The sequence below is a fragment of the Acidovorax sp. CCYZU-2555 genome, from assembly GCF_018413525.1.
Lineage (GTDB): Bacteria > Pseudomonadota > Gammaproteobacteria > Burkholderiales > Burkholderiaceae_C > Comamonas.
Genome location: NZ_JAHCDD010000012.1, coordinates 16,523 through 42,706, shown reverse-complemented (window position 1 = coordinate 42,706; position 26,184 = coordinate 16,523). Strand labels below are relative to the sequence as shown.

32 protein-coding genes are annotated in these 26,184 nt (G+C 65.6%); 24 read left to right on the top strand and 8 right to left on the bottom strand.

Annotated elements, in window-relative coordinates; translation table 11 throughout:
- The first annotated feature begins 119 nt into the window (after positions 1 to 119).
- From btc22 to sctC, 23 genes are read left to right on the top strand one after another with little or no spacing between them, the layout of a single operon-like run.
- A complete protein-coding gene (gene btc22, locus KHY18_RS06200) occupies positions 120 to 419 on the top strand; it encodes a Btc22 family type III secretion system chaperone (RefSeq protein WP_213295746.1) in 300 nt (99 codons plus the stop codon).
- A 17-nt stretch (positions 420 to 436) separates the two neighbouring features.
- Entirely contained in the window at positions 437 to 1,135 is a 699-nt protein-coding gene (locus KHY18_RS27250) for a hypothetical protein (protein WP_213295743.1), read from the top strand.
- A 32-nt stretch (positions 1,136 to 1,167) separates the two neighbouring features.
- Entirely contained in the window at positions 1,168 to 1,683 is a 516-nt protein-coding gene (locus KHY18_RS06190) for a hypothetical protein (protein ID WP_213295740.1), read from the top strand.
- Between the two features lie 17 nt (positions 1,684 to 1,700).
- Entirely contained in the window at positions 1,701 to 2,411 is a 711-nt protein-coding gene (locus tag KHY18_RS06185) for a hypothetical protein (protein WP_213295738.1), read from the top strand.
- 18 nt (positions 2,412 to 2,429) lie between these two features.
- On the top strand, positions 2,430 to 2,936 hold the full coding sequence (locus tag KHY18_RS06180; protein WP_213295735.1) for a SycD/LcrH family type III secretion system chaperone: 507 nt from the start codon (positions 2,430 to 2,432) through the stop codon (positions 2,934 to 2,936).
- Positions 2,933 to 4,174 carry a type III secretion system translocon subunit SseC family protein gene (gene sctE / locus KHY18_RS06175; protein ID WP_213295731.1) on the top strand — a complete coding sequence of 414 codons (1,242 nt, stop codon included), beginning with the start codon at positions 2,933 to 2,935 and terminating at the stop codon, positions 4,172 to 4,174. The genes KHY18_RS06180 and sctE overlap by 4 nt, the downstream gene beginning before the upstream one ends.
- An 18-nt stretch (positions 4,175 to 4,192) precedes the next feature.
- Positions 4,193 to 5,236 carry a type III secretion system translocon subunit SctB gene (gene sctB, locus KHY18_RS06170; protein ID WP_213295723.1) on the top strand — a complete coding sequence of 348 codons (1,044 nt, stop codon included), beginning with the start codon at positions 4,193 to 4,195 and terminating at the stop codon, positions 5,234 to 5,236.
- Between the two features lie 11 nt (positions 5,237 to 5,247).
- The gene (locus KHY18_RS06165; RefSeq protein ID WP_213295720.1) at positions 5,248 to 5,739 is read left to right on the top strand and encodes a hypothetical protein; all 492 of its coding nucleotides are present in this window, start codon (positions 5,248 to 5,250) and stop codon (positions 5,737 to 5,739) included.
- Positions 5,726 to 6,148 carry a tetratricopeptide repeat protein gene (locus KHY18_RS06160; protein ID WP_213295718.1) on the top strand — a complete coding sequence of 141 codons (423 nt, stop codon included), beginning with the start codon at positions 5,726 to 5,728 and terminating at the stop codon, positions 6,146 to 6,148. The genes KHY18_RS06165 and KHY18_RS06160 overlap by 14 nt, the downstream gene beginning before the upstream one ends.
- Positions 6,149 to 6,163: 15 nt before the next feature.
- Positions 6,164 to 6,577 carry an EscF/YscF/HrpA family type III secretion system needle major subunit gene (locus KHY18_RS06155; protein ID WP_213295705.1) on the top strand — a complete coding sequence of 138 codons (414 nt, stop codon included), beginning with the start codon at positions 6,164 to 6,166 and terminating at the stop codon, positions 6,575 to 6,577.
- Entirely contained in the window at positions 6,574 to 7,395 is an 822-nt protein-coding gene (gene sctJ, locus KHY18_RS06150) for a type III secretion system inner membrane ring lipoprotein SctJ (protein ID WP_213295702.1), read from the top strand. The genes KHY18_RS06155 and sctJ overlap by 4 nt, the downstream gene beginning before the upstream one ends.
- Positions 7,392 to 8,069 (top strand): hypothetical protein, encoded by a 678-nt coding sequence (locus tag KHY18_RS06145; RefSeq protein ID WP_213295699.1) that lies wholly within the window; start codon positions 7,392 to 7,394, stop codon positions 8,067 to 8,069. The genes sctJ and KHY18_RS06145 overlap by 4 nt, the downstream gene beginning before the upstream one ends.
- Positions 8,039 to 8,680, top strand: coding sequence for an HrpE/YscL family type III secretion apparatus protein (locus KHY18_RS06140; RefSeq protein WP_213295697.1), 642 nt, complete (start codon positions 8,039 to 8,041; stop codon positions 8,678 to 8,680). The genes KHY18_RS06145 and KHY18_RS06140 overlap by 31 nt, the downstream gene beginning before the upstream one ends.
- Positions 8,681 to 8,709: 29 nt before the next feature.
- Positions 8,710 to 10,044, top strand: coding sequence for a type III secretion system ATPase SctN (sctN, locus tag KHY18_RS06135; protein WP_213295938.1), 1,335 nt, complete (start codon positions 8,710 to 8,712; stop codon positions 10,042 to 10,044).
- Positions 10,041 to 10,544: a type III secretion system stalk subunit SctO gene (gene sctO / locus KHY18_RS06130; RefSeq protein WP_213295695.1), complete on the top strand. Its 504-nt coding sequence runs from the start codon at positions 10,041 to 10,043 to the stop codon at positions 10,542 to 10,544. The genes sctN and sctO overlap by 4 nt, the downstream gene beginning before the upstream one ends.
- A complete protein-coding gene (locus KHY18_RS06125; protein ID WP_213295692.1) occupies positions 10,544 to 11,131 on the top strand; it encodes a hypothetical protein in 588 nt (195 codons plus the stop codon). Before sctO ends, KHY18_RS06125 begins: the two co-directional genes overlap by 1 nt.
- A gap of 24 nt (positions 11,132 to 11,155) precedes the next feature.
- Positions 11,156 to 12,244, top strand: coding sequence for a type III secretion system cytoplasmic ring protein SctQ (gene sctQ / locus KHY18_RS06120; RefSeq protein ID WP_213295690.1), 1,089 nt, complete (start codon positions 11,156 to 11,158; stop codon positions 12,242 to 12,244).
- On the top strand, positions 12,241 to 12,888 hold the full coding sequence (gene sctR / locus KHY18_RS06115) for a type III secretion system export apparatus subunit SctR (RefSeq protein ID WP_213295678.1): 648 nt from the start codon (positions 12,241 to 12,243) through the stop codon (positions 12,886 to 12,888). Before sctQ ends, sctR begins: the two co-directional genes overlap by 4 nt.
- A 20-nt stretch (positions 12,889 to 12,908) precedes the next feature.
- Entirely contained in the window at positions 12,909 to 13,178 is a 270-nt protein-coding gene (gene sctS / locus KHY18_RS06110; RefSeq protein ID WP_213295675.1) for a type III secretion system export apparatus subunit SctS, read from the top strand.
- A 20-nt stretch (positions 13,179 to 13,198) separates the two neighbouring features.
- Positions 13,199 to 14,008, top strand: coding sequence for a type III secretion system export apparatus subunit SctT (sctT, locus tag KHY18_RS06105; protein WP_213295668.1), 810 nt, complete (start codon positions 13,199 to 13,201; stop codon positions 14,006 to 14,008).
- A 15-nt stretch (positions 14,009 to 14,023) separates the two neighbouring features.
- On the top strand, positions 14,024 to 15,073 hold the full coding sequence (gene sctU / locus KHY18_RS06100; RefSeq protein WP_213295666.1) for a type III secretion system export apparatus subunit SctU: 1,050 nt from the start codon (positions 14,024 to 14,026) through the stop codon (positions 15,071 to 15,073).
- An 11-nt stretch (positions 15,074 to 15,084) separates the two neighbouring features.
- Positions 15,085 to 15,486 (top strand): type III secretion system chaperone family protein, encoded by a 402-nt coding sequence (locus KHY18_RS06095; RefSeq protein WP_213295663.1) that lies wholly within the window; start codon positions 15,085 to 15,087, stop codon positions 15,484 to 15,486.
- 45 nt (positions 15,487 to 15,531) lie between these two features.
- Positions 15,532 to 18,009 (top strand): type III secretion system outer membrane ring subunit SctC, encoded by a 2,478-nt coding sequence (sctC, locus tag KHY18_RS06090; RefSeq protein ID WP_213295661.1) that lies wholly within the window; start codon positions 15,532 to 15,534, stop codon positions 18,007 to 18,009.
- A gap of 81 nt (positions 18,010 to 18,090) precedes the next feature.
- On the opposite strand, the gene KHY18_RS06085 is transcribed toward sctC, so the two are convergent.
- The 3 genes from KHY18_RS06085 to KHY18_RS06075 all read right to left on the bottom strand — a co-directional run bounded on the left by KHY18_RS06085 (position 18,091) and on the right by KHY18_RS06075 (position 20,927).
- A complete protein-coding gene (locus KHY18_RS06085) occupies positions 18,091 to 18,717 on the bottom strand; it encodes an RNA polymerase sigma factor (RefSeq protein ID WP_249728950.1) in 627 nt (208 codons plus the stop codon).
- 300 nt (positions 18,718 to 19,017) lie between these two features.
- Positions 19,018 to 19,599: a BspR family type III secretion system anti-sigma factor gene (locus tag KHY18_RS06080; RefSeq protein WP_502768391.1), complete on the bottom strand. Its 582-nt coding sequence runs from the start codon at positions 19,597 to 19,599 to the stop codon at positions 19,018 to 19,020.
- Positions 19,600 to 19,991: 392 nt separating this feature from the next.
- Entirely contained in the window at positions 19,992 to 20,927 is a 936-nt protein-coding gene (locus KHY18_RS06075) for a LysR substrate-binding domain-containing protein (RefSeq protein ID WP_213295656.1), read from the bottom strand.
- A gap of 203 nt (positions 20,928 to 21,130) precedes the next feature.
- Here KHY18_RS06075 and KHY18_RS06070 point away from each other — a divergent pair, with 203 nt between their 5' ends.
- The gene (locus tag KHY18_RS06070) at positions 21,131 to 22,555 is read left to right on the top strand and encodes a sensor domain-containing diguanylate cyclase (RefSeq protein ID WP_249728954.1); all 1,425 of its coding nucleotides are present in this window, start codon (positions 21,131 to 21,133) and stop codon (positions 22,553 to 22,555) included.
- A gap of 25 nt (positions 22,556 to 22,580) precedes the next feature.
- Here the strand turns inward: KHY18_RS06070 and KHY18_RS06065 are convergent, their stop codons facing one another.
- The 5 genes from KHY18_RS06065 to KHY18_RS06045 form a co-directional block, all read right to left on the bottom strand.
- Positions 22,581 to 22,928: a serine/threonine protein kinase gene (locus KHY18_RS06065; protein WP_213295652.1), complete on the bottom strand. Its 348-nt coding sequence runs from the start codon at positions 22,926 to 22,928 to the stop codon at positions 22,581 to 22,583.
- 123 nt (positions 22,929 to 23,051) lie between these two features.
- Positions 23,052 to 23,612, bottom strand: coding sequence for a DUF3299 domain-containing protein (locus tag KHY18_RS06060; RefSeq protein ID WP_213295644.1), 561 nt, complete (start codon positions 23,610 to 23,612; stop codon positions 23,052 to 23,054).
- Positions 23,613 to 23,616: 4 nt separating this feature from the next.
- Positions 23,617 to 24,888 carry an ABC transporter permease gene (locus KHY18_RS06055; RefSeq protein WP_213295641.1) on the bottom strand — a complete coding sequence of 424 codons (1,272 nt, stop codon included), beginning with the start codon at positions 24,886 to 24,888 and terminating at the stop codon, positions 23,617 to 23,619.
- Positions 24,885 to 25,601, bottom strand: coding sequence for an ATP-binding cassette domain-containing protein (locus KHY18_RS06050; RefSeq protein ID WP_213295639.1), 717 nt, complete (start codon positions 25,599 to 25,601; stop codon positions 24,885 to 24,887). Before KHY18_RS06050 ends, KHY18_RS06055 begins: the two co-directional genes overlap by 4 nt.
- A gap of 8 nt (positions 25,602 to 25,609) precedes the next feature.
- Positions 25,610 to 26,143, bottom strand: a complete 534-nt coding sequence (locus tag KHY18_RS06045; RefSeq protein WP_213295637.1) for a DUF2796 domain-containing protein — start codon at positions 26,141 to 26,143, stop codon at positions 25,610 to 25,612.
- Positions 26,144 to 26,184: the final 41 nt, after the last annotated feature.

Sequence of the window (26,184 nt, the reverse complement as noted above, 5' to 3'; positions counted from 1 at the left end):
CCTCACGGGATGGCGGCGAAATGCCGGGAACCCCTTGAAGCAAGCTGTTACTCACCGGCAGTAGGCAAAACGCAGACCGCGATCTTGCATTTTTCTGTTGATTTTCAGGAGCATCCTGCATGGCCCCCCAAGATTCCACCGAAAGCCTGCTCGCCAAGGCCCAGACCTTGATCGATCAGGTGCAACGCGATCTGGATACAAGTGATGACCGGCTACGCAGTCAAGGTCTGGACCCACAGAAGGTCCGCAGCACCTTGCAGGATCAGTTGACGCCGCAGACCCGTGACGAGGCACAGGCGGCATTTGAAGCCGACATGGCGGCCGTCGACCAGGAGGTCGGCGAGGAGCGGGCCCGGGCTTCGTTCGCCGCCCCGGTGAAAAGCAGCGGCGGCGCACGCCGGCCGCGTTCAATGATCTGAACGCAGAAAGCTTGCCCATGACCGCCATCAATGCCACTTCTGTCGTGAGCGCACCCGTGCTGCAAAGCCTGGACATCGAGACCGCGCTGATGGCGGTGCAGACCCAGCGTGCCAGCCTGCTCGAGGAACAACTCAAGGGACAGCTGGAGGACGTGCAGCAACGCAACGCACAGATCGGCAAGCTCAATGAAGCCCTGGGCGCGGCGCGTGAGCTTTCGGCGCAGTTCTCCGACAAGGACGACCTGTCGAAAGAATTCGCCGACAAGATCAAAGATGAAAAAAAGGCATACGAGAAGACGGATGCCTGGAAAAGCGAACACCAAGCCATCGCGGACGGATTCAGCCCGGAAGACAAGGAGATCTACAAGCAAGCGCTCATGCCGCACCGCAAGACGAAAAATCCCGACCGACTAAGGGAACTTGTAGCGATGGCATCCGTACCGGACAACAAGACCGCCACCGGCCTGAAGTCCGAAAAGCTGCAGAAATCCGCCGCCGCCGCCAACATCGCGCTCGACGTCAAGAACAAAGGCGAGCTGGAGAAAGCCATCGAAAACCTCAAGTCGATGATCGACACCCACAGCAACAGCCAGCAGATGGACATGCTGCGCCTGCAAAGCCTGTCGAACAAGCGCAACGAGGCATTCGACGTCATGACCAACTTCGTCAAGAAGATGCAGGACAGCCGCTCGTCGATCGTCGGCAACCAGCGCTGAACTCCACCATCGTTTCTTTCAAGGCCCTCTCCATGTCCATTTCTTCGCTCAACCTCAATGGCTTGCAAGGCGTCAGCCCGTCGCAGGTGTCCGGCATGGACATCGAAACCGCGCTGCTGGCCATCCAGAACCAGCGCGCCGGTCTGCTTGAAGGCCAGCTGCAGAGTCAGCTCCAGGACGTGCAGGACCGCAATGCCCAGATCGGCAAGCTCAACGATGTGCTCGGCGGAGCACGCACGCTGTCGGCGCAGTTCACGTCCGACGCCCAGGGCACGGACCAGCTGCCCGAAGGCACGCAGCTCGAAGCCTTCAAGAAGGCGGCCGGCGCCGCCGGCGTCGACATCCGCACCGTGGTGGACAAGAGCACGCTGGGCGCGGCCGTCGAGAACTTCAAGTCGCTGATCGATTCGCAGAGCAACAGCCAGCAGATGGACATGCTGCGCCTGCAAAGCCTGTCGAACAAGCGCAACGAAGCCTTCGACGTGATGACCAATTTCATCAAGAAGATGCAGGACAGCCGGTCCTCCATCATCGGCAACATGCGCTGAGACGCGGGGAGCTATCAATGTCCATTCAGATTCAGGGATCGAACAGCATAGCGGGCATGTCCGTACAAGGCATGGACATCGAAACCGCGCTGCTGGCAATACAGAACCAGCGCGCATCGCTGCTGGAGAACCAGCTGCGCGGCCAGCTCGACTCGGTGGCGGCAAAGAACGGTGCCATCGGCGAGGCCAACGAGCAGCTCATGGCCAAGCGCAACGAACTGGCCGCGCTCGAGGCCAGCAACGTCACCGACCAGTCCGGCCTGGCCGACCTCAAGTTGATGAAGCAGCAGTTGCAGTCGGTGATCTCAGTCAATGCCGGCGGAAGCAGCTCGACAGGCCTGGGCAACGGCTGGGCCGACGACAGCGCCGACGCGTCAAAGGATCTGCTGGAACGTGTGAAGAGCCAGGGCCTGACCAACGTCACCGACCCCGGCGACTTCGACGGCAACGGCACCATGGACGCGTCCGGCGCCACCATGAAAAGCTGGGTGGAACAGATCGACGCAAAGATTGCTGGCATCGAAGCCAAGCCGGGACAGATCTCCGCCGCCAAGGCCGAGATCGAGAACATCAAGACCGGCATCGACTCGATGAGCAACAGCCAGCAGCTGGAAATGCTGCGCCTGCAAAGCCTGTCGAACAAGCGCAACGAAGCCTTCGACGTGATGACCAATTTCATGAAGAAGATGCAGGACAGCCGGTCTTCGATCATCGGCAACATGCGCTGAGCAGAAAGGACCTGTCCCATGACAACCCCTTCAACCCCCTCTCTTGCCGAGCAGGCGCTGGAACTGCTGAGCCACGGCACCGGCCTGGGCGACATCATGGGCTACAGCGACACCGAGTACGAGGCGTTGTACTCGCTGGGCTACAACCACTACAGCCAGGAACGCTATCTTGATGCGGTCAAGTGCTTTGGCTTTCTCGTGGCGCACAACACCATGGAGCCGCGCTACATGAGTGCGTTTGCCTGCACCCTGCAGATGCTCAAGCGCTACCGCGAAGCCATCCAGTACCACTCGACAGCGTCGGTCATGGACCTCGAAGACCCGCTGCCCACTTTCCACACCGCGGAATGCTTCATCGCGCTGGAGATGCACCAGGAAGCCCGCGAAGCACTGACGCTGGTGCTGGCCCAGTGCGACACACCGCAATGGCAGGACCTGCGCCAACGCAGCGAAACGCTGCTGGCACGGCTGCCCGAGACCGACAGCGGCGGCACCGACACGCCGGTTTCGGAGGTGACATCATGAATGAGGTCGGCACGCTCCCTGCGTCCTTCACGCCGCCTGCGACGTTCCAGGCACCCGCGCCATCGGGCACCGATACGCCGACTGCCGCCGCGAACGTGCGCGCGCTCGACACGGCCGCCCTGCTTGGCGACCTGGGCACGAGCGGCAAGAACGGCGCTGCGGGCTCGACGGGCGCCGCGCTGATCTCCAATGCCAACGGCTCTCCCAGCATAGGCAACGTGGCCATCGATTTCTCCGCGGAAGACCTGACGGCCGCGCTGCTGGTGCTGCAGGGCAAGACCCAGGATGCGCAGTTGCGCACCGCCAAGGAAGGGCTGGGCGTGTCGCGGCTGAAGATGGAAGAGAACCACAAGAAATCCATGGAGAAGATAGAAACCTGGATCAAGAAAAGTGAAAGCGCGGCCGCCAAAGGCAAGCTCGGCGGAATCTTCAGCTGGGTTGGCAAGATTGCCGCATTTATGGCCACAGCCATTGCCACGGTGGCGCTGGCCGCGGCCACGCCCCTTACGGGCGGCGCCGCCGCGCCATTGCTGGCCCTGGCGATCATCGGCCTGGTGGGCTCGTCCATGAGTCTGGCCTCGTCCATCAGCCAGGCCGCGGGCGGGCCGCCGCTGGAACTCAGCAGCATCATGACCAAGGTCTGCTCCACTTTTCTCCAGGCCGTGGGCGTTCCGGAAGAAAAGCTTGAATCCGCCAGCCGCGTGATGGCCGGCGCCATCGGCATGCTCACCGGCGCGATGCTGGTCGATTCGCAGTTGCTGGGCAACATGGTCAGTTCCATCGCCGATCTGAGCATCAGCGACAAGCAGGCAGCGGCCATCGTCGGAACGATCTTCGCGATGCTGGCGACGATCGCCTTGTCGGTGGTCACCACCGTGGCCTCGGGTGGCTCCAACAGCGCCAAGGCCGTGACCGAAATCACCAAGAACATCTCGCAGATGGCAAAGGTGGCACAACACGTGGCCGGCGCGACGTCGGCGCTGAGCTCGATGGCAAAGGCCGGCATAAGCGTCGGCGTGGCCATCGACGAGCATGCGGCGGCCTCGGCGCAGGTCGACAGGAAACTGTTCGCCGTGCTGATGGTCAAGCTGCAGGCGCAGATGCAAGAAGACCAGGACCAGCTCAAGAAACTGGTGCAGGAGATCCAGGAAGGCGTGGGCCAGGTCTCCCAGATGATCGCCGCCGCCGGAGAAAGCCGCTCGCAGATTGCCGCCAACCTTGGCCGCTCAATGGCCTGATGCCCAGAAAGACCTCGCATGCCAAACATCGATTCCTCCATTCGCACTCCCGGCTACCAGCCCGGGCCCGGCGATGCCGACATGCTTGCGCCCAGCGGCAAAAAACCGGTGAACGGTGAGGTCAGCATGGAATCTGCCGCGAACGACCATCGCACGGCAGCGAACACGATGGCGTCGATCAACGCCTTGCAGATGGGCGGGCCGCAGTTGCCGGCGACCGTGCCCACCTCCCCCGCCGCGCAGGCGCAGTTGCGTACCGAGCTCAGCGTGCTGGAATCCAACCAGGCCGTCGACCTCTACGCCGTCATGGGCCTGATTCAGAAGTCGGCGCAGGAAATGCGCAATACCAACCGCGAGATTCGCGCCAGCGAACTCAACGCCCAGGTGGGGGAACTGATGAGCGCGGCCAGCGACATGCAGAAAGCGGCCAACTTTCGCCTGGCCGCAGGCATCGTCCAGGGCAGCGTGCAGATGTTGTCGGCCGGAGTACAGGCCTACAGCAGCATGAGCGCCGCATCGAAATCGGCGCAGGGTGCCAAGCCGCAGGGCGAGGCCACGGAGCTCAAGGACAGCGCCCAGAAAATGAACGACAGCGCCCAGACATTCAACACCGAGGCCCAGGACCTGCGCACCCAGGCCGGTGTGGCCACCGACAAGACCAGCGTGGACAACCTGCAGGCCCAGGCCCGGGCGGCGGACGACAAGGCCAGCTACCTGCGCACCAATGCCCGCTCCATGGAAAAGCAGGCGGGCACCAAGCAGGCGCAGGTGGATGGATTCAACGCCAGTGCGCAAAAGGCCAGCGGCAACGGGGACATCGCCGGCAAGATGCTCGGCGGCATGGGCGAGATCATCACTGCGGGCCTGAAATTCGGTGCCGACTCCGCCGACGTCAGCGCCAAGCGGCACGAAGCGCGCGCCAAGCTGCATGAGTCGGCTTCAGCGGGTGCGAATGAAATGATGCAGCAAATGATGGATGTGATCCGTGACGTCAAGGACAAGCTGTCTTCCATCGACCAGTCGCGCATTGAAACCAACCGCGGCATCGCCCGCAACATCTGAGCGGACCCGCCATGACATCCACTTCTGCCAACGACACCGCCCATCGCATCGACGCCATGGTCGCCAACTACGTCAGCGACCTGGAGAAGCTGCCGGGCAGCCAGCGCCTGAGCGAGTCCAGCCTGGACACGGTCTATGCGATGGCCTGCGCCTTGCTGCAATCGGGGCAGGTGCCGCAGGCCAGAGCCTATTTCTCGTTCTTGTTGCTGTATGCGCCAACGCATCCCGACTACCTCTGCGCGCGTGCCAGTTGCGCGACCCAGGAAGACGATCCCCACATGGCCGTGGATCTGCTGTCGCTGGCGCTGTATGTGAAGCCCGAGTCCTGCACGATTGCGCTGCTGCTGGTCGAAGCCTTGGTGGCCACCGGTGCCACCGAAGCCGCACGCCAGATCCTGCAGCAGGTGCGCCGCCTGGCCTTGCCTGCGGACGCGACCATGCTGGCGCGCGCCGAGCTGCTGCTGCAGACACTGACCGAGCAGGCCCAGCATGCCACTGCCTAGCAAGGACGATCTCCAGTTGCTCACCCAGGTCGGCTTTCTCGCCGCCGGCCGAGGGGATGTAGCGGCAGCGCTGCGCATCTTCGAAGCGCTGGCGCTGTTGCGACCCGACCGCTCTTTTGCCTATGTGGGCCTGGCGACCGCGCTGCTCAATGCCGGACGCGCCGGTGACGCCGTGCAGCGGCTGGACACGGTCCATCTGCCCCGCGGCCCCGAGCTGGACATGCTCGAGGCCTTCAAGGGCCTGGCCCTGCAATTTGCCGAACGCCGTGGCGAAAGCACTTATGTGCTGCGCCAGATCGTGGGCCGCGCACGCCAGGCCGATGCCTCGCCCGGCGCGCTGCTTGCGGCGGGACTGCTGGGCGAAGCGCTCAGCGCCGCATCGCCGCCCGAGCCTGCTCTTGTCAATTGACCCTTGGGGAACTTCATGGAAATCATTACCAGCCTTTCCTCCGCACGCCTGGAACCCGCGCTGTCCGCCACGCCGGTGGCGGCCGCACCCGATGCGACCGCGGTGCAGCGGTTCGCCGCCTTGATGCAGCCTGCGGCGCCCGACGCCGTCAGCGCTGCGGCGGCCACCACCACGGCCCAGGCCGCTGCCATCGGCCCGCAGAGCTTCGGCGACCGGGTGCTGAGCGGCATGCAGAGCGTCTCCAACGACTTCCGCACCAGCTGGACGCGCGCCGCCGAAACGCTGAGCCCCGACAGCACGGCCATGAACATGCAGCAGATGCTGAGCCTGCAGCTGCACATGACCCAGGCCTCGGTGCAATACGACCTGATGGGCAAGGCCATCAGCCGCTCCACCCAGAACTTCGACCAACTGGTGCGCGTGCAATGAACTTCCGACTTTCTGCACCGCAATGGCTGCGCAGCGGGCTGCAAATGCTCGTGCTGGGAACCTGCCTGACGCTTGCCGCCTGCGGCGGGCGCGTGGATCTCATGGGTGCGATTCCCGAAGAGGAAGCCAACGAGGTGCTGGCCGCACTGATCAAGTCCTCCATCCCCACCGAGAAGGTGCCGGGCAAGGAAGGCATGGTCGGCGTGCGCGTGGCCTCGGCGGATGTCGGCCGCGCACTCGAGGTGCTGCGCGACAACGGTCTGCCGCGCGAGCGCTTTGCCGGCATGGGCCAGGTGTTCAAGAAAGAGGGCTTGATTTCCTCGCCGCTGGAAGAGCGCGCGCGCTACATCTACGCGCTGTCGCAGGAGCTGTCGAACACGCTGTCCAAGATCGACGGCGTGCTGGCGGCGCGCGTGCATGTGGTGCTGCCCGAGCGCGGCACGGCCGGCGAGACCGGCGTGCCGTCGACGGCCGCGGTCTTCATCAAGCACCAGGACGGCTACAACCTCGAGATCATCCAGCCGCAGATCCGCCGCCTGGTCACGAACAGCATCCCGAGCCTGACCGCAGACCGCGTGTCGGTGGTGTTTGTCGCCTCCCAGGCGCGCGCCGGCGCCGGCGCCGCCGCGCCCGAAGCCGCACACCAGACGGTCTGGGGTTTCGAAGTGCCCGCGCAGACAGCCTCCGGACTGTCGCTGCTGCTCTGGTCGCTGGTCGCCATTGCCGTCGTCGCGCTCGCCGCACTGGCCTTTGGCCTGTGGCGCTACCGCAAGCTGCTCACGCCGGCCTCGTCCAACCTGACTGCCGAGGTTGTGTGAACACCCCCCGCCCCGCTCTCCAATCAGCGCCGCTGCAGCGTTTCAACCTGCTGCCCAGCCTGGAGCTGCACCCGAGCCGCGCCGCGCTCTGGCTGCCGCAGCAGGCGACGGCGGGCGACTGGCTTGCCGCGCCAGCCGCCGCGCGGCAATGGCACCGCCAATGGTCTGCCTTGCTGCTCGAACGCCTGCAGGCCGACGCACAGCCGGTGCGCGACCTGGCGCATGCCGCAACGCCGCTGGCCCTGGCCGCGCCCGCGCTGCTGCAGGCCACGGCCCGGCATGCGGGGCTGCTGCTGCTGGGAAAAAATCTGCGCCTGCGCATCAAGCGCAGCGAAGTCAGCGCGGCCCGCGAGGCGCTAGGCAGCGCCGCATGGGACTGGGTCTGCCTGGAAGGCGCGGCGCTGCACCCGGGCCTGGCGGACGCGCGCCCCTGGCTGCGTCTGGGGCTGGCCGCGGGCGCCGACCTGCTGGGCGCGGGCCTGCTGGCGCAGAGCTGGCACGACGCACCCGCGCCGCTGCGCCGCCGCGCCGACTGGAAACTGCCACTCGATGCCGAATCGCCCGCATCCCGCGAAGCCAGCGGCATGACGTCCCCGCAGGCCTGCCGCCTGTGCCTGCAGACCTTGCACTTCCTGGAGCCCGAATGGCTTTCCTCATTCCCCACGATCCACTGACGCCGCAGCGCAAGCTGCAGGCACGCATCGCTCCCGGCACGCGGGTACTGCGCGCCGCGGAGATCGCCGCCTGGGGACAGGCCGAAGCGCTGATCGGCGCGGCCCAGGACCAGGCCCTGGCGATTGCCGCCGGCGCCCAGGCCGCCTACGACGAGGAATGCCGGCGCGGCTATGCCGATGGCCTGGCCGAAGCGCAGATGACCCAGGCCGAGAAAATGATAGAGACCGTGGGCCGCACGGTCGAGTATTTCGCCCAGGTCGAAGCCGACATGGTGGCGCTGGTGATGGGCGCGGTGCGCAAGATCATCGACGACTACAGCGACGCCGACCGCGTGCTGATCGTCGTCAGGAACGCGCTGTCGGTGGTGCGCAACCAGAAACAGATGACGCTGCGTCTGCATCCACAACAGGTCGAGGTGGTGCGCGCGCGCATCAACGACCTGCTGTCGGCCTATCCCGGCGTGGGCTACCTGGACATCCTCGCCGACGGTCGGCTGGGGCTGCACGCCTGTATCCTGGAAAGCGAAATCGGCCTGGTCGAAGCCAGCATCGAAGGCCAGATCGCGGCGCTCGAAAAGGCCTTCCAGAAAGTGCTGGGCAGCCGCGTATGAGCACCAGCATCAAACCCGGTGTGCGCGCGCTGCGCCAGTTCGACTACATCGCCGAAATGATGCAGCTCGCGCTCGACGACGCGCCCATGCTGCAGATCAAGGGCCGCGTGACCCAGGTCATAGGCACCATCATCCGCGCCGTGGTGCCGACGGTGAAAGTCGGCGAAGTCTGCGTGCTGCGCAATCCCGGCGAAGACTTCGAGATGAAGGCCGAGGTGGTCGGCTTTGCGCGCGATGCGGCGCTGCTCACGCCCATAGGCGACATGTACGGCATATCGGCGGCGACCGAAGTGATTCCCACAGGCCGCGCCCACCTGGTTCCCGTGGGCTTCGGCCTGCTGGGCCGGGTGCTCGACGGCCTGGGCCGGCCGCTCGACGAGGCCGAGCGCGGCCCGCTCGAAGCCAGCAAGTTCTACCCGGTGTTCGCCGAAGCGCCCGACCCGCTCAAGCGGCGCATCATCAGCCAGCCGCTGGAGCTCGGCGTGCGCGCGCTGGACTCCGTGCTGACCTGCGGCGAAGGCCAGCGCATGGGCATCTTCGCGGCCGCGGGCGGCGGCAAGTCGACGCTGATGGGCATGCTGGTCAAGGGCGCCGACGTCGACGTGACCGTGGTCGCGCTGATCGGCGAACGCGGCCGCGAAGTGCGCGAATTCCTCGAAGTCGAACTCGGCGAGGAGGGCCGCAAGAAGAGCGTGATCGTCTGCGCGACCAGCGACAAGTCGTCCATGGAGCGCGCCAAGGCCGCCTATGTGGCCACGGCCATCGCCGAATACTTCCGCGACCAGGGCAAGAAAGTGCTGTTCCTGATGGACTCGGTGACGCGCTTCGCGCGCGCCCAGCGCGAGATCGGCCTGGCCGCGGGCGAGCCGCCGACACGCCGCGGCTACCCGCCCTCGGTGTTCGCGACGCTGCCCAAGCTCATGGAGCGCGTGGGCATGAACGACAAGGGCTCGATCACCGCGCTCTACACGGTGCTGGTCGAGGGCGACGACATGACCGAGCCGATCGCCGACGAAACCCGCTCGATTCTCGACGGCCACATCGTGCTGTCGCGCAAGCTGGCCGCCGCCAACCACTATCCGGCGATCGACGTGCTGGCCTCGGCCTCGCGCGTGATGAATGCGGTGATCACGCCCGAGCACAAGCGCATGGCCGGGCGGCTGCGCGAACTCATGGCGAAGTACGAGGAAGTCGATCTGCTGGTCAAGATCGGCGAGTACAAGCGCGGCGGCGATCCGACCACGGATGAAGCCATCGACAAGATGGAGGCGATTCGCGGCTTCCTGAAGCAGCGCACGCACGAGAACTCGAGCCTTGCGGACACGCTGGCCGCGCTCGAAAAACTGGTCGGAGGCGCGCGATGAAAATGCTGCGCGATCTGCTGGCGATCAAGCGCTTTCGCGAAGGCCAGGCCGAGGCCGCGATGCGCGAGCGGCGCCACGCCTTGCAGCAGGTCCAGCAGGAGCGCCTGGCCGCCGAAGCCCTGCTCGCGCGGCTGCTGGCCGAAGGCGTGCTCGCCGAACAGCAGCTCTACGCAGACCTGTACGCCCGCCAGGTGCGCTTGCGCGAGATCGAAGATGTGTACCAGGCCGTCGCCGCGCTGCGCCAGCGCGAGCAGCAGCAACAGGACGCGCTGGACGCCGCGCAGCGCGCGCTCGAAGAAGCCGAGCAGCGCTTCGATCAGGCGCGCGTGCTGCACAAGGAAGCGGCGCGCCAGACATCCAAGTTCATCGACCTGGCCAGTACCTTCGCATCGATCGAAGCGCTCGAATCCGAGCGCCGCGAAGACCTCGAAATGGAAGAGGCCGCAAGCGTCGTGCGCGAGCGCGAAGACTGGAACACCACCGACGGAGAAAGCCCCTGATGCGCTCTGAACGCCCCATCCATCTCGATGTCGGCGTGCCGTCGGGCAATGCGTTCGGCACGTCCTCCGACACGCCGGGCCAGACCGACGCTCGCAGCCAGCAGCAGCTCGCGGACCAGGGCAAGAACCTGCGCGACCTGCTGGCCCAGCAGCGCCATGCGGCGCCCGCGCCCCAAGCCGCGGCCGCCGCACCCACCCACACCGCGGCCAGCCCGTTCGACCTGTTTCAACCCGCCTCCGCAGGCCTCGCCCAGCAGCCACCGTCGGCAGCCGCCGCGCTGACGCCCGCCCTCGAGCAGATGGCCAGCCGCCTGCTGGTGGGCGACGGCAGCCAGGGCCGGCGCGGCGTGCAGATCAAGCTGGCCGATGCGCAGCTGCCGGGCGTGGTCGTCGATGTCTTCGAGGAAGCGGGGCGCCTGGTGGCCCGCTTCACCTGCAGCGACGAAGGCTCGCGCGAACGGCTCAGCGCCGGCGCGAACTGGTTCGCCGAAGGACTGGTGCAACGCTTGCAGCGCGACGTGCGCGTGGAGGTACAGACAGACGATCCCGAAGACCCCTGCCTGCTGCAGGTCGATGCGAACCACTGACTTTCTCCTTTTCCATTTCCCCCGATGTCCACATCCCTTCCCGCCCCGGCCTCCTGGCAACCGCCACAGCTGTCACGCAACGAAGCGCAGGCCCACACGACCATCGCTCAGCGGGCCATGGGGATGCCGTTGCACGCCGGCGGCACGCAGTGGCTGGCCAGCCTGCGCCCCATCATCGAGGCCCCCTGGCCATCGCAGGCCAGCGACACGCTGACCTGCATCGAGTGGGCCGGCGCGCAGCTGCAACTGCAGCTGCCCCAGGCGGCGAGCGATCAGCTGCTGTCGGCCCTGCTCGACGGCGCCGCGCTGCCGCCCCTGCCCGCCGAGATGCAGGCCCAGGCGCTGGCCGCTGCGCTCGACGAACTGCTGGGCCAATTGGAGCGACTGGGTCGCGGCGCCCCCCAGCTGATTGCCGTGGCCGGCGGCCAGCCGCCCGCACCGCTGCCCCATGCGTTTGCGCTGCAACTCGATGCGCGCGACGGCCGCCAGGCGATCGCCGGGCTGCTGCGCAGCGACAGCCTGGGCCTGCTGCTGATGGCCGGCCTGGCATCGGCCCTGCCGCCGCGCTCCGGCCCGCTGGCAAACGCCGCCCTGCCCTTGAACCTGTACCTCGACATCGGCTACGCAACGCTCGATGTCGAGGAGCTGCAGCAACTGGGCGCGGGCGATGTGGTGCCGCTGGCGCACAGCTTCGTGCATGCCGATCGCGTGCTGTGGCTTCAGGCCCCGGGCGCCGGCGGCCTGCATGTGCAGCTGCCTGCCGAAGCCGCGCACGCGGATGACACCGCCGCCGCGCCCGCTCCTTTTCTCACCGTTGTCCAGCCCTGGAACCACGCCATGCCCGCTCTTGACCCGCCCCTCAACGAAGCCACGAGCTTCGACGCCATCCCGGTTCGCCTGTCGTTCGATCTGGGCGCGATCAGTTTCACTCTGGCCGAATTGCGCGCGCTGCAGCCCGGCCAGGCCATACAGCTGGATCATCCGCTGACCAGCGCCGTGCGCATCCGGGCGAATGGCGCGCTGATCGGCGAAGGTGAACTTGTAGAAATCGACGGCCTGCTGGGCGTATCGGTGCGCCAGCTGTTCGCCGCCAACCACCCGGCCGCAGCATGAACAACTTCGATCCGATCACGCTGGCGGTCATGCTGGCGCTGATGGCGATGCTGCCCACGCTGGTCGTCGTCAGCACTTCGTTCCTCAAGATCGCCGTCGTCATGTCGCTGCTGCGCAATGCGCTGGGCGTGCAGCAGATGCCGCCCAACCTGGCGCTGTACGGCATGGCGCTGATCCTGTCGGTCTACGTGATGGCCCCGGTCGGCATGCACATGTTCGACCGGCTCACCGCCCAGCCCGAAACCCTCAAGAGCGTTCCCACGCTGGTCAGCGGCGTGCGCGACGGCGCCGAGCCGCTGCGCGAGTTCATGCTCAAGAACAGCCGCATCGAGCAACGCGACTTCTTCGTGCGCACGGCCCAGCGCATGTGGGGTCCACGCCTGTCCGAAGGCATGACCGAGCGCGACTTCATCGTGCTGATGCCGGCCTTCGTGGTGTCGGAGCTCACCGCCGCGTTCCAGATCGGTTTTCTCATCTACCTGCCCTTCGTGGTGATCGACCTGATCGTCTCCAACATCCTGCTGGCCATGGGGATGATGATGGTCTCGCCGGTCACGATCTCGCTGCCGCTCAAGCTGTTCCTGTTCGTCATGGTCGATGGCTGGTCGCGCCTGATCCAGGGACTGGTGCTCACCTACGCCTGACCCCGCAAAGGACGCTCTTTATGCAATCCGTTGATGTTGCCGCCTACTTCACCCAGGCGCTGTACCTGGTGCTCTGGCTGTCGCTGCCGCCGATCATCGTCGGCTCCGTTGTCGGCACGCTGTTCTCGCTGTTCCAGGCGCTCACGCAGATCCAGGAGCAGACGCTGTCGTTCGGCATCAAGCTGATCGCCGTCTCGGTCACCATTCTGCTGACCGCGCGCTGGGTCGGCGGCGAGATGTTCAATTTCACCGTGCAGATCTTCGACGCTCTGCCCGGCCTGGCCCACTGAGCGCCCGCGCAGGGAACCCCATGGAGCTGCCGGTTACCTACGATGAGGCTGTGTCTTTCATCAAGACGCTGGCCATCACCCAACCGCGCATCCTCGCCATGTTCATTGCCTTGCCGCTGTTCAACGCCCAGCTCATTCCAGGAATGCTGCGCTTTTCCGTGGCCGGCGCGCTGGGCCTGCTGATGGTGCCCGTGCTGGGCCCGACGGTGGCCTCCGCGGCGGCCACGCTGGACCCGGCGGTGCTGGTGATGCTGATGGTCAAGGAGGCCTTCATCGGCTTCGTCATCGGCTACCTCGCGGCTATGCCTTTCTGGATCTTCGAGGCCGTGGGCTTTCTGATCGACAACCAGCGCGGTGCGAGCATTGCCGCCACGCTCAACCCGCTGACCGGCAACGACTCCTCGCCGCTGGGCATTCTGTTCAACCAGGCCTTCATCGTCTTCTTTCTGGTCAGCGGCGGTTTCTCGCTGCTGCTAGGCACGCTCTACGACAGCTTTGCGCTGTGGGGCGCGCTGCAGTGGACGCCCGAGCTGCGCCCCGAGTCGGTGCCGGTGATGCTCGACCAGCTGGGCCGGCTGGTGCGCATGGCCATGCTGCTGGCCGCACCGGCCCTGGTGGCGATGTTTCTCGCCGAATTCGGCCTGGCGCTGGTCAGCCGCTTCGCGCCGCAACTGCAGGTGTTCTTCATGGCCATGCCCATCAAGAGCGCGCTGGCCATGCTGGTGCTGATGCTCTACGCGTCATCGCTGTTCGAATACGCCACCGAGCATGTGCTGGGCATAGGCCGGATACTTCCATGGCTGCGCGAACAATGGGGGCCGGGCGCCTGAGCGCCCGCAGCAGCGATGAGCGAAAAGACCGAACAGCCCACGTCCAAGCGCCTGCGCGATTCGCGCAAGAAAGGCGATGTCGCGTACAGCAAGGATTTCACCCAGACCCTGCTGATCCTGTCCATCTTCGGCTATCTGCTGGGCAACAGCGCGCACATGGTCGAACGCCTGGGACAGATGATCCTGCTGCCCGGCACGCTGCTGCGCCTGAACTTCCAGGACGCGGCCAACACGCTGGTGATCGAACTGCTGACCACGGCCGCCTGGCTGGTGCTGCCGTTCATCGGCATCGTGCTGGGCGTGGGCATCCTGGCCGACGCGATGCAGGTGGGCGTCATCTTCGCGTTCGAGAAGCTCAAGCCTTCGGGCAAGAAGCTCAACGTGCTGAGCAATGCCAAGAACATTTTCTCGAAGAAGAACCTGGTCGAGTTCCTCAAGTCGGCGCTGAAGATCGGCATTCTTTCGAGCCTGCTGGCGACGCTGATCCGCGACGCCATGCCCATATTGACCAGCATTCCGCAGGCCGGCCTCGCGGGCCTGGGCCAGATCGTCGCCATGCTGCTCAAGACCATGCTGATCTACATCGGCCTGGCCTACAGCGTGATCGCGCTGGCCGACTTCGTCTGGCAGCGCTTCAACTACCGCAAGGGTCTGATGATGTCCAAGGACGAGGTCAAGCAGGAGTACAAGCAGATGGAGGGCGACCCGCACATCAAGCACCAGCGCAAGCAGCTGCACCAGGAGATGCAGCAGAACTCCGCGGTGCAAAGCGCGCGTCAGGCCACCGTGGTGGTGACCAATCCCACCCACCTCGCGGTCGCGCTGCGCTACGACGAAGACGAAACGCCGCTGCCGCTGATCCTGGCCAAGGGCGAAGGCGCGCTGGCCCAGGCCATGATGGACGCGGCGCGCGAAGCCGGCGTTCCCGTGATGCAGAACATCCCGCTGGCCCGCGCGCTGACCGCGCAGGGAGAGGCCGGCCAGTACATCCCCTCCGAGCTGGTCGAGCCTGTCGCCGAAGTGCTCAGGCTGCTGCAGCAGCTCGACCAGCAGCCCCCGCCTTGAAGGCCCCGCCCATGTCCTACTCCGCCTCACCCGCCACGGCCGCGCTGCTTGGCAGCTATGCCGCGCGCTACAGCCTTCCCATGGAGCCGAACGCCGCTTCGCTGCAGCTGCTGGTCGATGGCCGCCACCGCTTGCGCCTGCGCGCCATGCGCGGCGACGGCATCATGGTCAGCGCGCATTTGCAGGCGCTGCCCGACCCGGGGCCGGCACGCGACGATCTGCTGCTGGCCTACGCGCGGCTGGCCTGCGGCACCATGAAAGAGCAGGCCAACACCTGCAGCGTGGACGCACGCGAACGCGCCATCTGGCTGCAGCTGCCCGCGCCGGCGCGCTCGGTCGAAGACATCGATGATGCCGTGGGCAGCTTCGTCAACTCGCTGGCTTTCTGGTCCCAGGCCAGTCGCTCTCTTTGAATGCAGCCGATGCAAAGCCTCCTGTCCCCCCTTCTCTCGCCCAACATGCCTGCCAACAATTCCATCTCACCGCGAGCCGCAGGCAAGGCGCTGCGCGCACTGGCCTGCGCCGGCCTGCTCGCCGCAACGTGGAGCAGCGCACATGCGGGCCCGCCGCCCTGGACCGAGGCGCCCTACAGCTACTACGCCGACAACACCAGCATGGCCCAGGTCCTGGGCGATTTCGCCAGCAGCTTCAGCCTGTCGCTGGAGCTGTCGCCCCAGGTCACGGGCAAGGTGCAGGGCAAATTCAACAGCGCCAGTCCGACTGAATTCATAGACCGGCTGGCCGGCGTCTACGGCCTGACCTGGTTCACCCATGCGGGCACGCTGCACGTGGGCCGCACCACGGAAGTCACGACGCGCAGCATCAGCGCGGGCGGCGGCAACATAGCCACCGTGCGCCAGGCGCTGACCAGCCTGGGCGTGCTCGACACGCGCTTCGGCTGGGGAGAATTGCCAGAACAGGGCATTGCGCTGGTCTCGGGCCCGGCGCCCTATGTCGCGCTGATCGAACGCACCATGGGCCAGCTGCCGATGATGGCCGGCGGCCAGCAGGTCGCGGTGTTCCGCCTCAAGCATGCGTCGGTGGACGACCGCACCATTCTCTATCGCGACCGCCAGATCACCACGCCGGGCCTGGCCCAGGTGCTGCGCAACCTGATCGGCGGACAGTCGGGCGGCTCGGGCGTCAACAACGCGCTGATCTCCTCGGTGGCGCCGAGCCAGGGGCAAGGCCTGGGCCAGGGCCTGCCCGGCCTGTTCAGCGCGGCCAACACCGCGGGCCTGGCATTCGACCCCTATAGTTCCGGCCTGCCCAACGGACCGTTCGCCTCGGCCTACGGCACGGCCAATGCGACCGGTGCCCAGGGTGCGCTCAACGCCGGCCAGAAGATGGGCAACGCCGCGGCCACGGGCGCGGGTATGCGTCGGCTTGCGCCCTCGATACAGGCCGACTCGCGGCTCAACGCCATCATCGTGCAGGACACGGCCGAGCGCATGCCGCTCTACAAGAGCCTGATCGAGCAGCTCGATATCCCTTCGCCGCTGATCGAGATCGAGGCCATGATCATCGACATCAACTCCTCGCGCCTCGACGAGCTGGGCATTGCCTGGAGCGCGCGCCGTGGCGGCAGCGTCGCGGGCTTCGGCTCGATGGCGACCAAGGGCGACGGCAACGACCTGGTCCTGGGCGCCGTTGCGCGCGGCGCCAGCGTAGACCCCGCGAGCCTGGTGGTGAGCTCGGGCAACTTCCTGATCAACCGCATCCGTGCGCTCGAAGGCACGGGCGAAGCCAACATCCAGTCGCGGCCGTCGATTCTCACCATAGACAACATCGGCGCGCTGCTCGATCTGTCGGAAACCTTCTACGTGCGCAGCATAGGCGAGCGCGTGGCAACCATCACGCCGATCACCGCCGGCACCACCTTGCGCGTCACGCCGCACTATGTGCAGCGCGCCGACGGTCCGGTGATCCAACTCGACGTCGACATCGAGGACGGCCAGATCCAGGACACCGAGATCGATACGCTGCCCACGGTGCGCCGCAGCGTGGTCAGCACCCAGGCCATCGTCGGCGAAGGCCAGACGCTGCTGATCGGCGGCTACAAGAGCACGTCGTCGACCCGCGATGTCAACAAGGTGCCCGGACTGGGTTCGATACCGGTGCTCGGCATGCTGTTCTCCAACAAGATGCAGAACCAGCAATCGCGCGAACGGCTGTTCATGATCAAGCCGCGGCTGGTGACGCTGCCCACGGGGGTGACATCGGACATCAACGCACTGCGCGAACCGGCGCCGGCCGCGCTGCCCCTTCCCACGCCTGTGCCGGCGCCCGTGCCGCCCGAGGCGCTCGCTCCCGTGGTGCTCGATGCGCCGGCCGGCTCGCAAGCTCCCATCAGAACCGTGATCGTGCAGGCAAGCCCGACAGCCCAGGCCGCGCCCAGCGTGGCGACCGAGCCGGCAGAACAAGGGGCGCTGCCGCTGGCCGAGATGCAGACCCCAGTTTCCGCCGGCCAGACTTCGACTCCCGTGGATGCCACGCCCATGGCCAGGGGCGCTGCAGTGGTTGACCCACCGGTCCAGGCGGCAGTAGCCGCCGCGCCGCTGACCATGGAGCCGATCGCGGCCGCTGCGCCTGCCGATGCCGCCATCCAGGTCGAGTCCGCGGTCAGGGGCTGGGCGGCGGCCTGGCAGAGCCAGGACATGCCGCGCTATCTCGCGGCCTACAGCGACCGGTTCGAGCCGGCCAATGGTGCCAGTCTGGCGCAATGGAAGAACGCGCGCCGCGCGCGCATCCTGGGCAAGAGCAGCATCGCCGTCAAGCTGCAGAACATCCAGGTCTCCGTGAATGGCGACCGGGCGACGGCCAGGTTCAGCCAGGACTATTCAGCCGGCGCGTTGAACTCCACCACGCAAAAAGCCCTGTCGATGCGCAACGAGCACGGCAACTGGCGCATCGTGCGCGAAAGCACGGACGGTTGAGCAGGACATTGGGAAGGCGGGAGTCGAGACGCAGCCCGCGAACGCGGCCTGCGGTTGCGGCCCGATCAAGGGCCGCTGTTTCTAGAAATCCAATTCCACGCCGCGCGCCTTCAGCTTGGCGCGCAATGACGCGCGCGCGCGCGAGAGCCGGCTGCGCACCGTTCCCACGGGCACCGTCAACAGAGCTGCGGCGGCTTCATAGGACAACTCGTCGACCGCGACCATCAGCAGGATGGAACGCATGCTTTCGGGCAAATCTTCAAGTGCAAGTTGCAGGTGGCGCATGCGCTCGCTCTGTTCCAGCTCCTGGTCCGGTGCCAGCGCATCACAAGCCATTTCTTCCAGCACCGATTCGTCCGCGAACTCGTGGCGGCGATGCGGCGCGCGTGACAGGTGGTTGCGCACCAGATTCATGGCGATGCCATACAGCCAGGTCGACAGCTCGGACTGTCCCTTGAACGAGCTGTAGGAACGAACGGCCTCCAGGAAGGCCTGCTGGGCCAGATCCTGTGCATCGCTGGGGTTGCCGATGTTCTTGATGATGAAGCGATAAAGACGTGTGCCGTGTGCCTGCACCAGGCCTTGAAACAATTCATCGCGCTGCGCCATGGATTGCTCGTCCATTGGCGGCGTAGGCTCATTCTCGGCCAGCGCATTGGAGTCCGAAGGACTGGCTTCCCACATTTGCACCGTAGATTCTTCGATCATATTGGCCACCGCCCAGGTATGAATTAAAAAAGTGGATTACCCACGTAACTAATTCTTACATGAAACGCAAAGCTTGTATACACCGATAGAAATTCAGCGATTAATAAAACTTTTTAAGCCGGACATCACGGTCATGGCACTGAATTCCAAGCTCAGATAATTGTCGAGTACTGGTTTTCTGTGAGAAATGCAGTCAAGAAAATAACTATTTTTGAGTATCCGGCGCGCGCAGGCGTAACCTCGGCTTACAAAAAATCCGATGTTTGCACGGCGCTGAACGCCCGAGTTGCAGCCGCTGTGTCAGCGCGCAGCCGACAGCTCGGCCAGCAGCCATTGCCGCGCCAGCTCGGGCGCAACCGGAAACTGCCCCTGCTGCTGCGCCTGGGCAAAGCGCTGCTGCATGCCCCCATCGAGTGCCGCGCGTTGCTGGGCGCTCAACGTCTCGGGCGCCAGGCCCAGGGCCCGGCAGGCGCCCACGAACTCCATGCCGTTGGCGCTCGCGCTGAACATGAGCTGGGTCATGAAATCCACGCCCTGCAAGGCTTGCCGGCTGGCTTCGGCCATCGCAATGGCCTGCAGTACAAGCTGCGACTCCAGGGGCTGGCCGGGCTTGGGGAGCAGCGCCAGTTCGCGCACCACGGCGTCCTGAATGCCAGGGGAAAAGGCCCGTCCCAGGGCGTCGACAAAGACCGCGGTGGTATCCACCTCGAAGTCGGGCCGCGGACCGAAACGCTGCGCCACGGTCGTGGCGCAAGCCTCCACCTTCCATGTGGAACCATCGTGCACCACCTGCAACGTCTCACCCGCGCTTGCTGACTCACGGAATGAGTTCAGCGAAAGCTGATCGATACCCAGGGGCAGCAAAAGCGTTGTAATAGTCACAGTCACAGGAACCTTTTCGCGTATTAGTAAATTTTTATCTTAGTAACCGTAGGACAAAGACAGTTCCTAATCAAAAACTGCCAGCCCGCCAATCACGGAAAACTACTAACTGATATCCACTATATTTCCCGGCCTTCAACAAAATCTCGAAGACCTGAATCACTGAAAATAGTTAATGGAAATCAGTGATGGTTTTCACTTGATAATCAAAAAACTGAAACTCGACCATCACTGAAAATAGCTAACTGATATCAGTGATATTCCACCATCCCAAAAAACAACCGGCAATGCACTCATCACTGATAACCACTAGTAGTTATCCGTGATGGTTTCCGTATTATGAAAAAACAAAAGAGACCCCTGGCAACTGCGGCCTTTGTGCGGCCGCAATATCAGCCCGCGGGGCTTGCGCTGAACTGTTGCGCCGAAGCGGTCGATGCCGCGACCTGTTCCTTGAGCCAATCGCGAAACACTTCGACCTTGCGCGACTGGCGCTGCAGCTGCGGACTCACAAGGTAGTAGGACGCCCCGGTGCGCACCGGCAGGTGAAACGGCGCGACCAGCTTGCCGCTCGTCAGGTCATCGACCAGCAGTGCGGTCTGGCCAATCGCAATGCCCAGGCCGTCGGCCGCGGCCTGCCAGGTCAGCACCGAACTGCTGAACTGCATGCTTTCGATGCCCTGGATTTCGCTTTCGTAACGGCACAGGCGCGCCCAGGTCTGCCAATCCTTCTGGCGATAGTGCGACACCAGCAGACGCTTGCGCAGCAAGGCCTGGGGATAGGCGGCCTCGGGCGCATTGGCGCGCAGGAACGCGGGGCTGCAGATGGGCTCGATCACATCCTCGAACAGGAAATCCGTATCCATGCCCTGCCAGGCGCCCCGCCCCATCTGGATCGCGAGGTCGACAGGATCGCGGTCGAAATCGACGTCCTTCACGGAGTTGGTGATGACCACCGCGATCTCGCTGTGCCGCGCGTGGAAGTCGCTGAGCCGGGGAATCAGCCATTTGGCCGCGAACGTGGTGTAGGTCTGGATGCGCAGCGTGCTGTCCGATCCGCTGCGCATGATCTCGCTCGTGGCCTTGGCGATGCTCTCGAATGCCGGGCCTATGGCTTCACCGTAGACCAGCCCGGCCTGGGTCAGGCTGATGCCATGGCGCTCGCGCCGGAACAGCTCAGCGCCCAGGTAAGACTGCAATACGTTGAGCTGCTTGCTCACCGCCGACTGGCTGATGTGCAGCTCCTTGGCCGCCTGCGTCAGGTTGCGCGTGCGCACCACCGCATCGAAGACTTTCAGGGGATTGAGCGGGGGAATCTTCTTGACCATGGCCCGATTCTAGAAGCCCCGGCCCGGGACCTCGGCGCAGACACTTGCGGCCGTCCGAAGCGCCAGCCGCGCCCCCTGATTGCAACATCCTTGCAACTTGGCGCCACACAGAAATGGCGCAGCCCCCATGAGGTCGGCAATAATTGGCAGCGGAGGTGTTAGTGGTGACCATTTCTCTCGCAACCGGTCTGGACTTTGAAGACATGTTCGACTTGGCCCCTGTGTCCCTGTGGATGGAGGATTACAGTGGGCTCAAGCTATTGTTCGACCAATGGCGGGCCGACGGCGTGACTGATCTGCTCGCCTTCTTGCGCGAGGATCCGGCGCGCCTGCGACTGTGCAGCCAGTCGTACAAGGTGCTGCGCGTCAATCAATACACGCTGGACCTGTTCAAGGCGCCGGACCAGGAGACGCTGCAAAGCCGTCTGCACGAGGTGTTCCGCGGCGACATGCTCGACAGCATCCTGGTCGAGCTGCTCGCGCTGTGGCGCGGCGATCAAGGCTTCGAGACCCGTTCGGTGAACTACGCGCTCGATGGGCGCCGGCTAGACGTGCAGGTGCGCGCCCGCGTGGTGCCGGGCTACGAAGACAGCTGGAGCCGGGTGCTGGTTTCGCTCGAGGACGTGACCGCCGAAGTACAGGGCCGGGAACAGCTGCAGCGCAGCGAACAATATGCGCGCGATCTGTTCGAGCATTCCCCGGTATCGCTGTGGGTCGAAGACTTCAGCGCGGTCAAACACCTGCTCGATGAAGTGCGCGCCCGCGGCATCACCGACTTCAGGACCTTCCTCAAGGTGCACCCCGAGTTCGTCACGCGCTGCATGCGCGAGATCCGCGTGATCGACGTCAACCGGCAGACGCTGAAGATGTTTTGTGCCAAGAGCAAGCCAGAGCTGCTGCACAACCTGTCGCGGGTATTCCGCGGCGAAATGTACGACTCCTTTGCCGAGCAGCTGCAGGACCTGTGGGACGGCAAGCTGGTGCAGCAGCGCGAAGTGGTGAACTACGCGCTCAATGGCGAGACGCTGCACATCCATCTCGAGCTGTCCATCATGGTCAACCAGGCGAAGGACTGGGAGCTGGTGCTGCTGTCGCTGGTCGACATCACCGCGCGCAAGAAAGCCGAAGCCTATCTCGAATATCTGGGCAAGCACGACGTGCTGACCCAACTGCGCAACCGCGCGTTCTACATGGAAGAACTCAACCGCCTGTCGCGCAAGGGCCCGTGGCCGCTGGCCATGGTCGCCATCGACATGAACGGCCTCAAGGCCGTCAATGACGAACACGGCCATGCCGCGGGCGATGCCATGCTGCGCCGCCTGGGCGAAGTGCTGGCCAAGGCCGTCGATGACCCGTCGTGCGTCGCGCGCATAGGCGGCGATGAATTCATGGTGCTGCTGCCCGCCACCGACGAGCGCGGCGCCATCGCCATGCAGGACCGCATTCTGTCGCTGCTGGAGATGAACAACCAGTTCTATCCCGGCCAGACCATTCATCTGGCCATGGGACACGCATGCGGCCACGAAGGCGCGTCGATGGAAGCCGTGGGCCACCGCGCCGACCAGGCGATGTATGCCGACAAGGCGCGTTACTACGCCGAGCAACAGACCGATAGACGCCTGGTCTGAAGTGAACGGGTCGTGATGCCCGCGCTCAGCGCTTGTTTTCGCGGTCGCTGGGGCCGTTGGTATCGGAATTGAGTTCGGCCGGCGGCTTGATGTCGCCGCTGTCGCCGCCTTCGGCCTCCCAGGTGCCGCCGGCGCGCGCGGTGTTGCCACGCGGATGGCCCATGTCGGTGCCGTCGTCGAAGTTCAGCGGGCCGTCCTGCGGCATGTCGTCGAAGCGGTGCAGCGATGCGTCGTCGAGCGAGTCCGCGACGTCGTTCTCTGCGCTCAGGTGGTCATTGATGTCCTCGCCTTCGGGCAACTCGGCGTTCGCGTCTTCGCTGCGGTCTACGCCCGGCTGATCGGCGTCGGGTGGGGTGATTTTCGGTATGCGCATGGCGGTCTCCTGTTCGGGCATGGCCGGCATTGGCCAGCACAGTAACAAGCGTGACCGCGTGGGCGGGGCGCCGAGGTCGGTGCAGCGCCTTCCTGGAGGTAGGAGCAGACCGACCCGCGCCGCTTACTTCTCGCGGTACTTCTCGACGCGCTTGGCATCGATGCTGTAGCCGCTCGCGCCCAGCTCCGAGTTGCCGCGCACCAGGCCCATGGTGCCGCTGACCCAGACCGCGCTCATCGACTGGAAGCCCTTGACCGGGGTGGCCGATTTCACGTGAATGATCTGGTTGGCTGGCGGCGGCGGCGTGTGGATGCAGGCGCCGAAATACGGCACCAGCAGGAACTCGCGCATCCCCTTGTCGGCGCTGTCGAGCGGCACGATGAAGCCCGGAATCTTCACCTGCCGGCCGTCGAACGAAGCCACGGTGGGCGCCTCGTCCCAGACCTTGCGCATGCGGTCGTACAGTTCCTGCACGCGCGGGTCGGAGTCGGGCAGCGCGCTGAGCTTTTGCAGGTCTTCGAACGACTTCATCGGGTCCCAGTTGCGCGGCACCAGCGCGTCCCAGCTGATTTCCGAAAACGGCGCGGCGTGCAGCCAGGGCGTCGCGCCCAGGCACAGGGAAGCGGCCAGGCCTTGCAACAGGCGGCGGCGCGCGATAGGGACAGAGGTAAGAGGTGTGAACATCGCGTCAGATTCTCGGAGACAGGCCATCGGCCAGCGACAGGCGGTAGGCGCGCCAGCCCGGCAGCAGACTGGCAAGCCAGCCCGCGAGCAGCAGCCCGGCGAGCAGCAGCCACTGCAGGGACGTAGTTTGCCCCAGATGCAGCGTCAGGCCAAAGCTCGCCTGTAACCAGGGGTTCAACGCCGCCACGCAGGCCACCAGCGCGACGATGCCCACGGCGATGCCGGCCAGCGTCAGCAGAATGCCTTCGAGCGCCAGCAGCGCCAGCACATGCTGCGGGCCCGCGCCGACGGCGCGCAGCACTGCAAGTTCGCGCCGGCGCTCGTTCAGGCCCGCGAGAATCACCGACATCAGGCCCGCCATGCTGACCAGGGCCACCAGACCCGACATCAGCAGCAGCGCCTTCTCGCCCGCGCCCACGACGTCCCACAGTTCATCGAGGGCCACGCCGGGAAGAATCGACATCAGCGGCTCGGCGCCGAAGTTGTTGACCTGGCGCTGCACCGAGAACACCGCCGCGCGGTTGTGCAGACCCACCAGCGCCGCGGTGACGCTCTTGGGCGTCAGGTCCATGGCGCGCGCCTGTTCGGCATCTATGCGCCGCCCGGGCAGCGGCGCGCCCACGACCCAGTCGACATGGATGGCCTCGAGCGCCTCGAGGCTGATGTGCGCCGTGCGATCGACGGGCGTGCCGGTGCGCGCCAGAATGCCGGTGATGGTGAACGGCTTGTCCGCATGGTCGCCGCCCAGCTGCACTTGGCCCATGCCGTGCGCCAGCGTGATGCGCTGGCCCAGCCGGTAGCCCAGGCGGTCGGCGAGTTCGGCACCGATCACCACATCGTAGAGATCGTCAAAACGCCGGCCTTCGCGCAGCGCCAGCGGCTGCTGCTCGCCATAGCGGAAGTGATCGAAGTAGGCCGGCGTGGTGCCCAGCACCGGAAAGCCCTGGTGCGAATCGCCCAGCGACAGCGGCACGACCCAGGCGACGCCGCGCAGCTTCTGCAGCGCCTCGACGCTGCTCCAGCGGATGTTGTTGGTCGCCGCGCCCACATGGAACACCGCGTACAGCAGCAGTTGCGTGGAGCCGGTGCGCGCGCCCACGATCAGATCGGTGCCCGACACCGCCGAACTGAAGCTGCTGCGCAGATCGGTGCGCACGCGCTCCACGCCCAGCAGCATGAAGGTCGACAGCGCGATCGAGCACACGGTCAGCGCCAGCGTGAAGCGCCGGTTCCAGGCGCTGCGCCAGGCCAGGCCCAGCAGGAATCCGCCTTTCATGCGTCCCCCTCGGCGGCCGAGGCCGCGCGGTTGATCTGCGGCAGCGACACTTCGCGCCCGAAGCGCTGCGCGATGCGCCGGTCATGGCTCACCAGCACCAGCGCGCTGCGCGCCTCGGCACAGGCCGACAGCAGCAGATCGAGAAAAATGTCGCGCCGGTCTTCGTCGAGCGCCGAAGTCGGTTCGTCGGCGATCACCAGGTCGGGCTGGCCGACAAGCGCGCGCGCCGCGGCGACGCGCTGCTGCTGGCCCACCGACAGCGTGTGCGCGGGCCGGTCCCAGACCGACGCGTTCAGCCCCATGCCGGCCAGCCAGTGCTGGCCCTCGGCGCGCAGCGAGCGGCTGTTGCGCTGCGCGGCCGCGCTGCGGCGCGCGGAAAAGCGGCAAGGCAGCAGCACGTTGTCGAGCGCCGTCAGATACGGCAGCAGATTGAACTGCTGGAAGATATAGCCCACATGGTCGACGCGGTGTCGGTCGCGCGCGCTGGCGCGCAGATCGCCCCAATGCACGCCGCCCAGGGCCACGCGGCCCGACTGCGGCAGCAGCACGCCCGCGAGCAGCGACAGCAGCGTGCTCTTGCCGCAGCCGCTGGGGCCGTGCAGGAACACGGTTTCACCGGCCGCGACCTGCAGCGCGGCGATGTCCAGGCAGTCGTGCGCGCTGCCCGGCCAGGCAAAGCGCAGGTCCTGCAAATCGAGCAAGCCGGCCGTCATGGCGGCGCTCAGCGCGTCAGGCCCAGCCGCGCGGCGCCTGGCCGCAGGCTGCGTTTGAACTGGCCCTGGGGCGCGGCCACCTGGGCGTCGATGCTGCGCAGGCGCGGATAGGCGTCGAACAGCTTGACGTCGATGAAGCGCGCATCCGCAGCCTTGGCGCAGGTGAAGACGATGTCGACGGCGATGTCGGCATGCTCGCCTTTCTCGCCATGGCCATGGTCATGCGCGGTGCCCAGGCCCAGGGCCGCGGATTCGAGCTCGACCTTGGTGAGCTTGCAGTCGGCCGCGGCATCGGGCTGGAACAGCTGGTCGGCGGCCTTGAGGCGCGCGACCATGTCGGCCACGCGCTTGCGCTCGGCGTCGGTGCGCGGCGCGCGCTCGAAGCCAAGAAAGCTGTCGAGCGGCGAGGCGATCGCCAGCGTGACGGTCTGGGCGTCGACCGCGACGTCGAGCGTCATCAGGCCATGCGTATGCGCATGCTGGTGCGCGGCGGCAGACAATGCGGTGGCGGCCAGGACCAAGGCCAGAAAGGGTTTGAACATCGGCAACTCCGGATCGCAAAAGAAGACCGGCGCGGCGGCAA

What these genes read in the sequence shown, in the direction of transcription:
- sctB (WP_213295723.1), top strand. Translation starts at nt 4,193, where the DNA reads ATGCCAAACATCGATTCCTCCATTCGCACTCCCGGCTACCAGCCCGGG.
- KHY18_RS06095 (WP_213295663.1), top strand. Translation starts at nt 15,085, where the DNA reads ATGTCCTACTCCGCCTCACCCGCCACGGCCGCGCTGCTTGGCAGCTAT.
- sctC (WP_213295661.1), top strand. Translation starts at nt 15,532, where the DNA reads ATGCCTGCCAACAATTCCATCTCACCGCGAGCCGCAGGCAAGGCGCTG.
- KHY18_RS06180 (WP_213295735.1), top strand. Translation starts at nt 2,430, where the DNA reads ATGACAACCCCTTCAACCCCCTCTCTTGCCGAGCAGGCGCTGGAACTG.
- KHY18_RS27250 (WP_213295743.1), top strand. Translation starts at nt 437, where the DNA reads ATGACCGCCATCAATGCCACTTCTGTCGTGAGCGCACCCGTGCTGCAA.
- KHY18_RS06160 (WP_213295718.1), top strand. Translation starts at nt 5,726, where the DNA reads ATGCCACTGCCTAGCAAGGACGATCTCCAGTTGCTCACCCAGGTCGGC.
- sctS (WP_213295675.1), top strand. Translation starts at nt 12,909, where the DNA reads ATGCAATCCGTTGATGTTGCCGCCTACTTCACCCAGGCGCTGTACCTG.
- KHY18_RS06155 (WP_213295705.1), top strand. Translation starts at nt 6,164, where the DNA reads ATGGAAATCATTACCAGCCTTTCCTCCGCACGCCTGGAACCCGCGCTG.
- KHY18_RS06125 (WP_213295692.1), top strand. Translation starts at nt 10,544, where the DNA reads ATGCGCTCTGAACGCCCCATCCATCTCGATGTCGGCGTGCCGTCGGGC.
- KHY18_RS06045 (WP_213295637.1), bottom strand. Translation starts at nt 26,143, where the DNA reads ATGTTCAAACCCTTTCTGGCCTTGGTCCTGGCCGCCACCGCATTGTCT.
- sctU (WP_213295666.1), top strand. Translation starts at nt 14,024, where the DNA reads ATGAGCGAAAAGACCGAACAGCCCACGTCCAAGCGCCTGCGCGATTCG.
- sctQ (WP_213295690.1), top strand. Translation starts at nt 11,156, where the DNA reads ATGTCCACATCCCTTCCCGCCCCGGCCTCCTGGCAACCGCCACAGCTG.
- btc22 (WP_213295746.1), top strand. Translation starts at nt 120, where the DNA reads ATGGCCCCCCAAGATTCCACCGAAAGCCTGCTCGCCAAGGCCCAGACC.
- KHY18_RS06085 (WP_249728950.1), bottom strand. Translation starts at nt 18,717, where the DNA reads ATGATCGAAGAATCTACGGTGCAAATGTGGGAAGCCAGTCCTTCGGAC.
- KHY18_RS06185 (WP_213295738.1), top strand. Translation starts at nt 1,701, where the DNA reads ATGTCCATTCAGATTCAGGGATCGAACAGCATAGCGGGCATGTCCGTA.
- sctO (WP_213295695.1), top strand. Translation starts at nt 10,041, where the DNA reads ATGAAAATGCTGCGCGATCTGCTGGCGATCAAGCGCTTTCGCGAAGGC.
- sctJ (WP_213295702.1), top strand. Translation starts at nt 6,574, where the DNA reads ATGAACTTCCGACTTTCTGCACCGCAATGGCTGCGCAGCGGGCTGCAA.
- KHY18_RS06060 (WP_213295644.1), bottom strand. Translation starts at nt 23,612, where the DNA reads ATGTTCACACCTCTTACCTCTGTCCCTATCGCGCGCCGCCGCCTGTTG.
- KHY18_RS06190 (WP_213295740.1), top strand. Translation starts at nt 1,168, where the DNA reads ATGTCCATTTCTTCGCTCAACCTCAATGGCTTGCAAGGCGTCAGCCCG.
- KHY18_RS06140 (WP_213295697.1), top strand. Translation starts at nt 8,039, where the DNA reads ATGGCTTTCCTCATTCCCCACGATCCACTGACGCCGCAGCGCAAGCTG.
- KHY18_RS06075 (WP_213295656.1), bottom strand. Translation starts at nt 20,927, where the DNA reads ATGGTCAAGAAGATTCCCCCGCTCAATCCCCTGAAAGTCTTCGATGCG.
- KHY18_RS06050 (WP_213295639.1), bottom strand. Translation starts at nt 25,601, where the DNA reads ATGACGGCCGGCTTGCTCGATTTGCAGGACCTGCGCTTTGCCTGGCCG.
- KHY18_RS06055 (WP_213295641.1), bottom strand. Translation starts at nt 24,888, where the DNA reads ATGAAAGGCGGATTCCTGCTGGGCCTGGCCTGGCGCAGCGCCTGGAAC.
- sctR (WP_213295678.1), top strand. Translation starts at nt 12,241, where the DNA reads ATGAACAACTTCGATCCGATCACGCTGGCGGTCATGCTGGCGCTGATG.
- sctT (WP_213295668.1), top strand. Translation starts at nt 13,199, where the DNA reads ATGGAGCTGCCGGTTACCTACGATGAGGCTGTGTCTTTCATCAAGACG.
- KHY18_RS06165 (WP_213295720.1), top strand. Translation starts at nt 5,248, where the DNA reads ATGACATCCACTTCTGCCAACGACACCGCCCATCGCATCGACGCCATG.
- KHY18_RS06065 (WP_213295652.1), bottom strand. Translation starts at nt 22,928, where the DNA reads ATGCGCATACCGAAAATCACCCCACCCGACGCCGATCAGCCGGGCGTA.
- sctE (WP_213295731.1), top strand. Translation starts at nt 2,933, where the DNA reads ATGAATGAGGTCGGCACGCTCCCTGCGTCCTTCACGCCGCCTGCGACG.
- KHY18_RS06070 (WP_249728954.1), top strand. Translation starts at nt 21,131, where the DNA reads ATGTTCGACTTGGCCCCTGTGTCCCTGTGGATGGAGGATTACAGTGGG.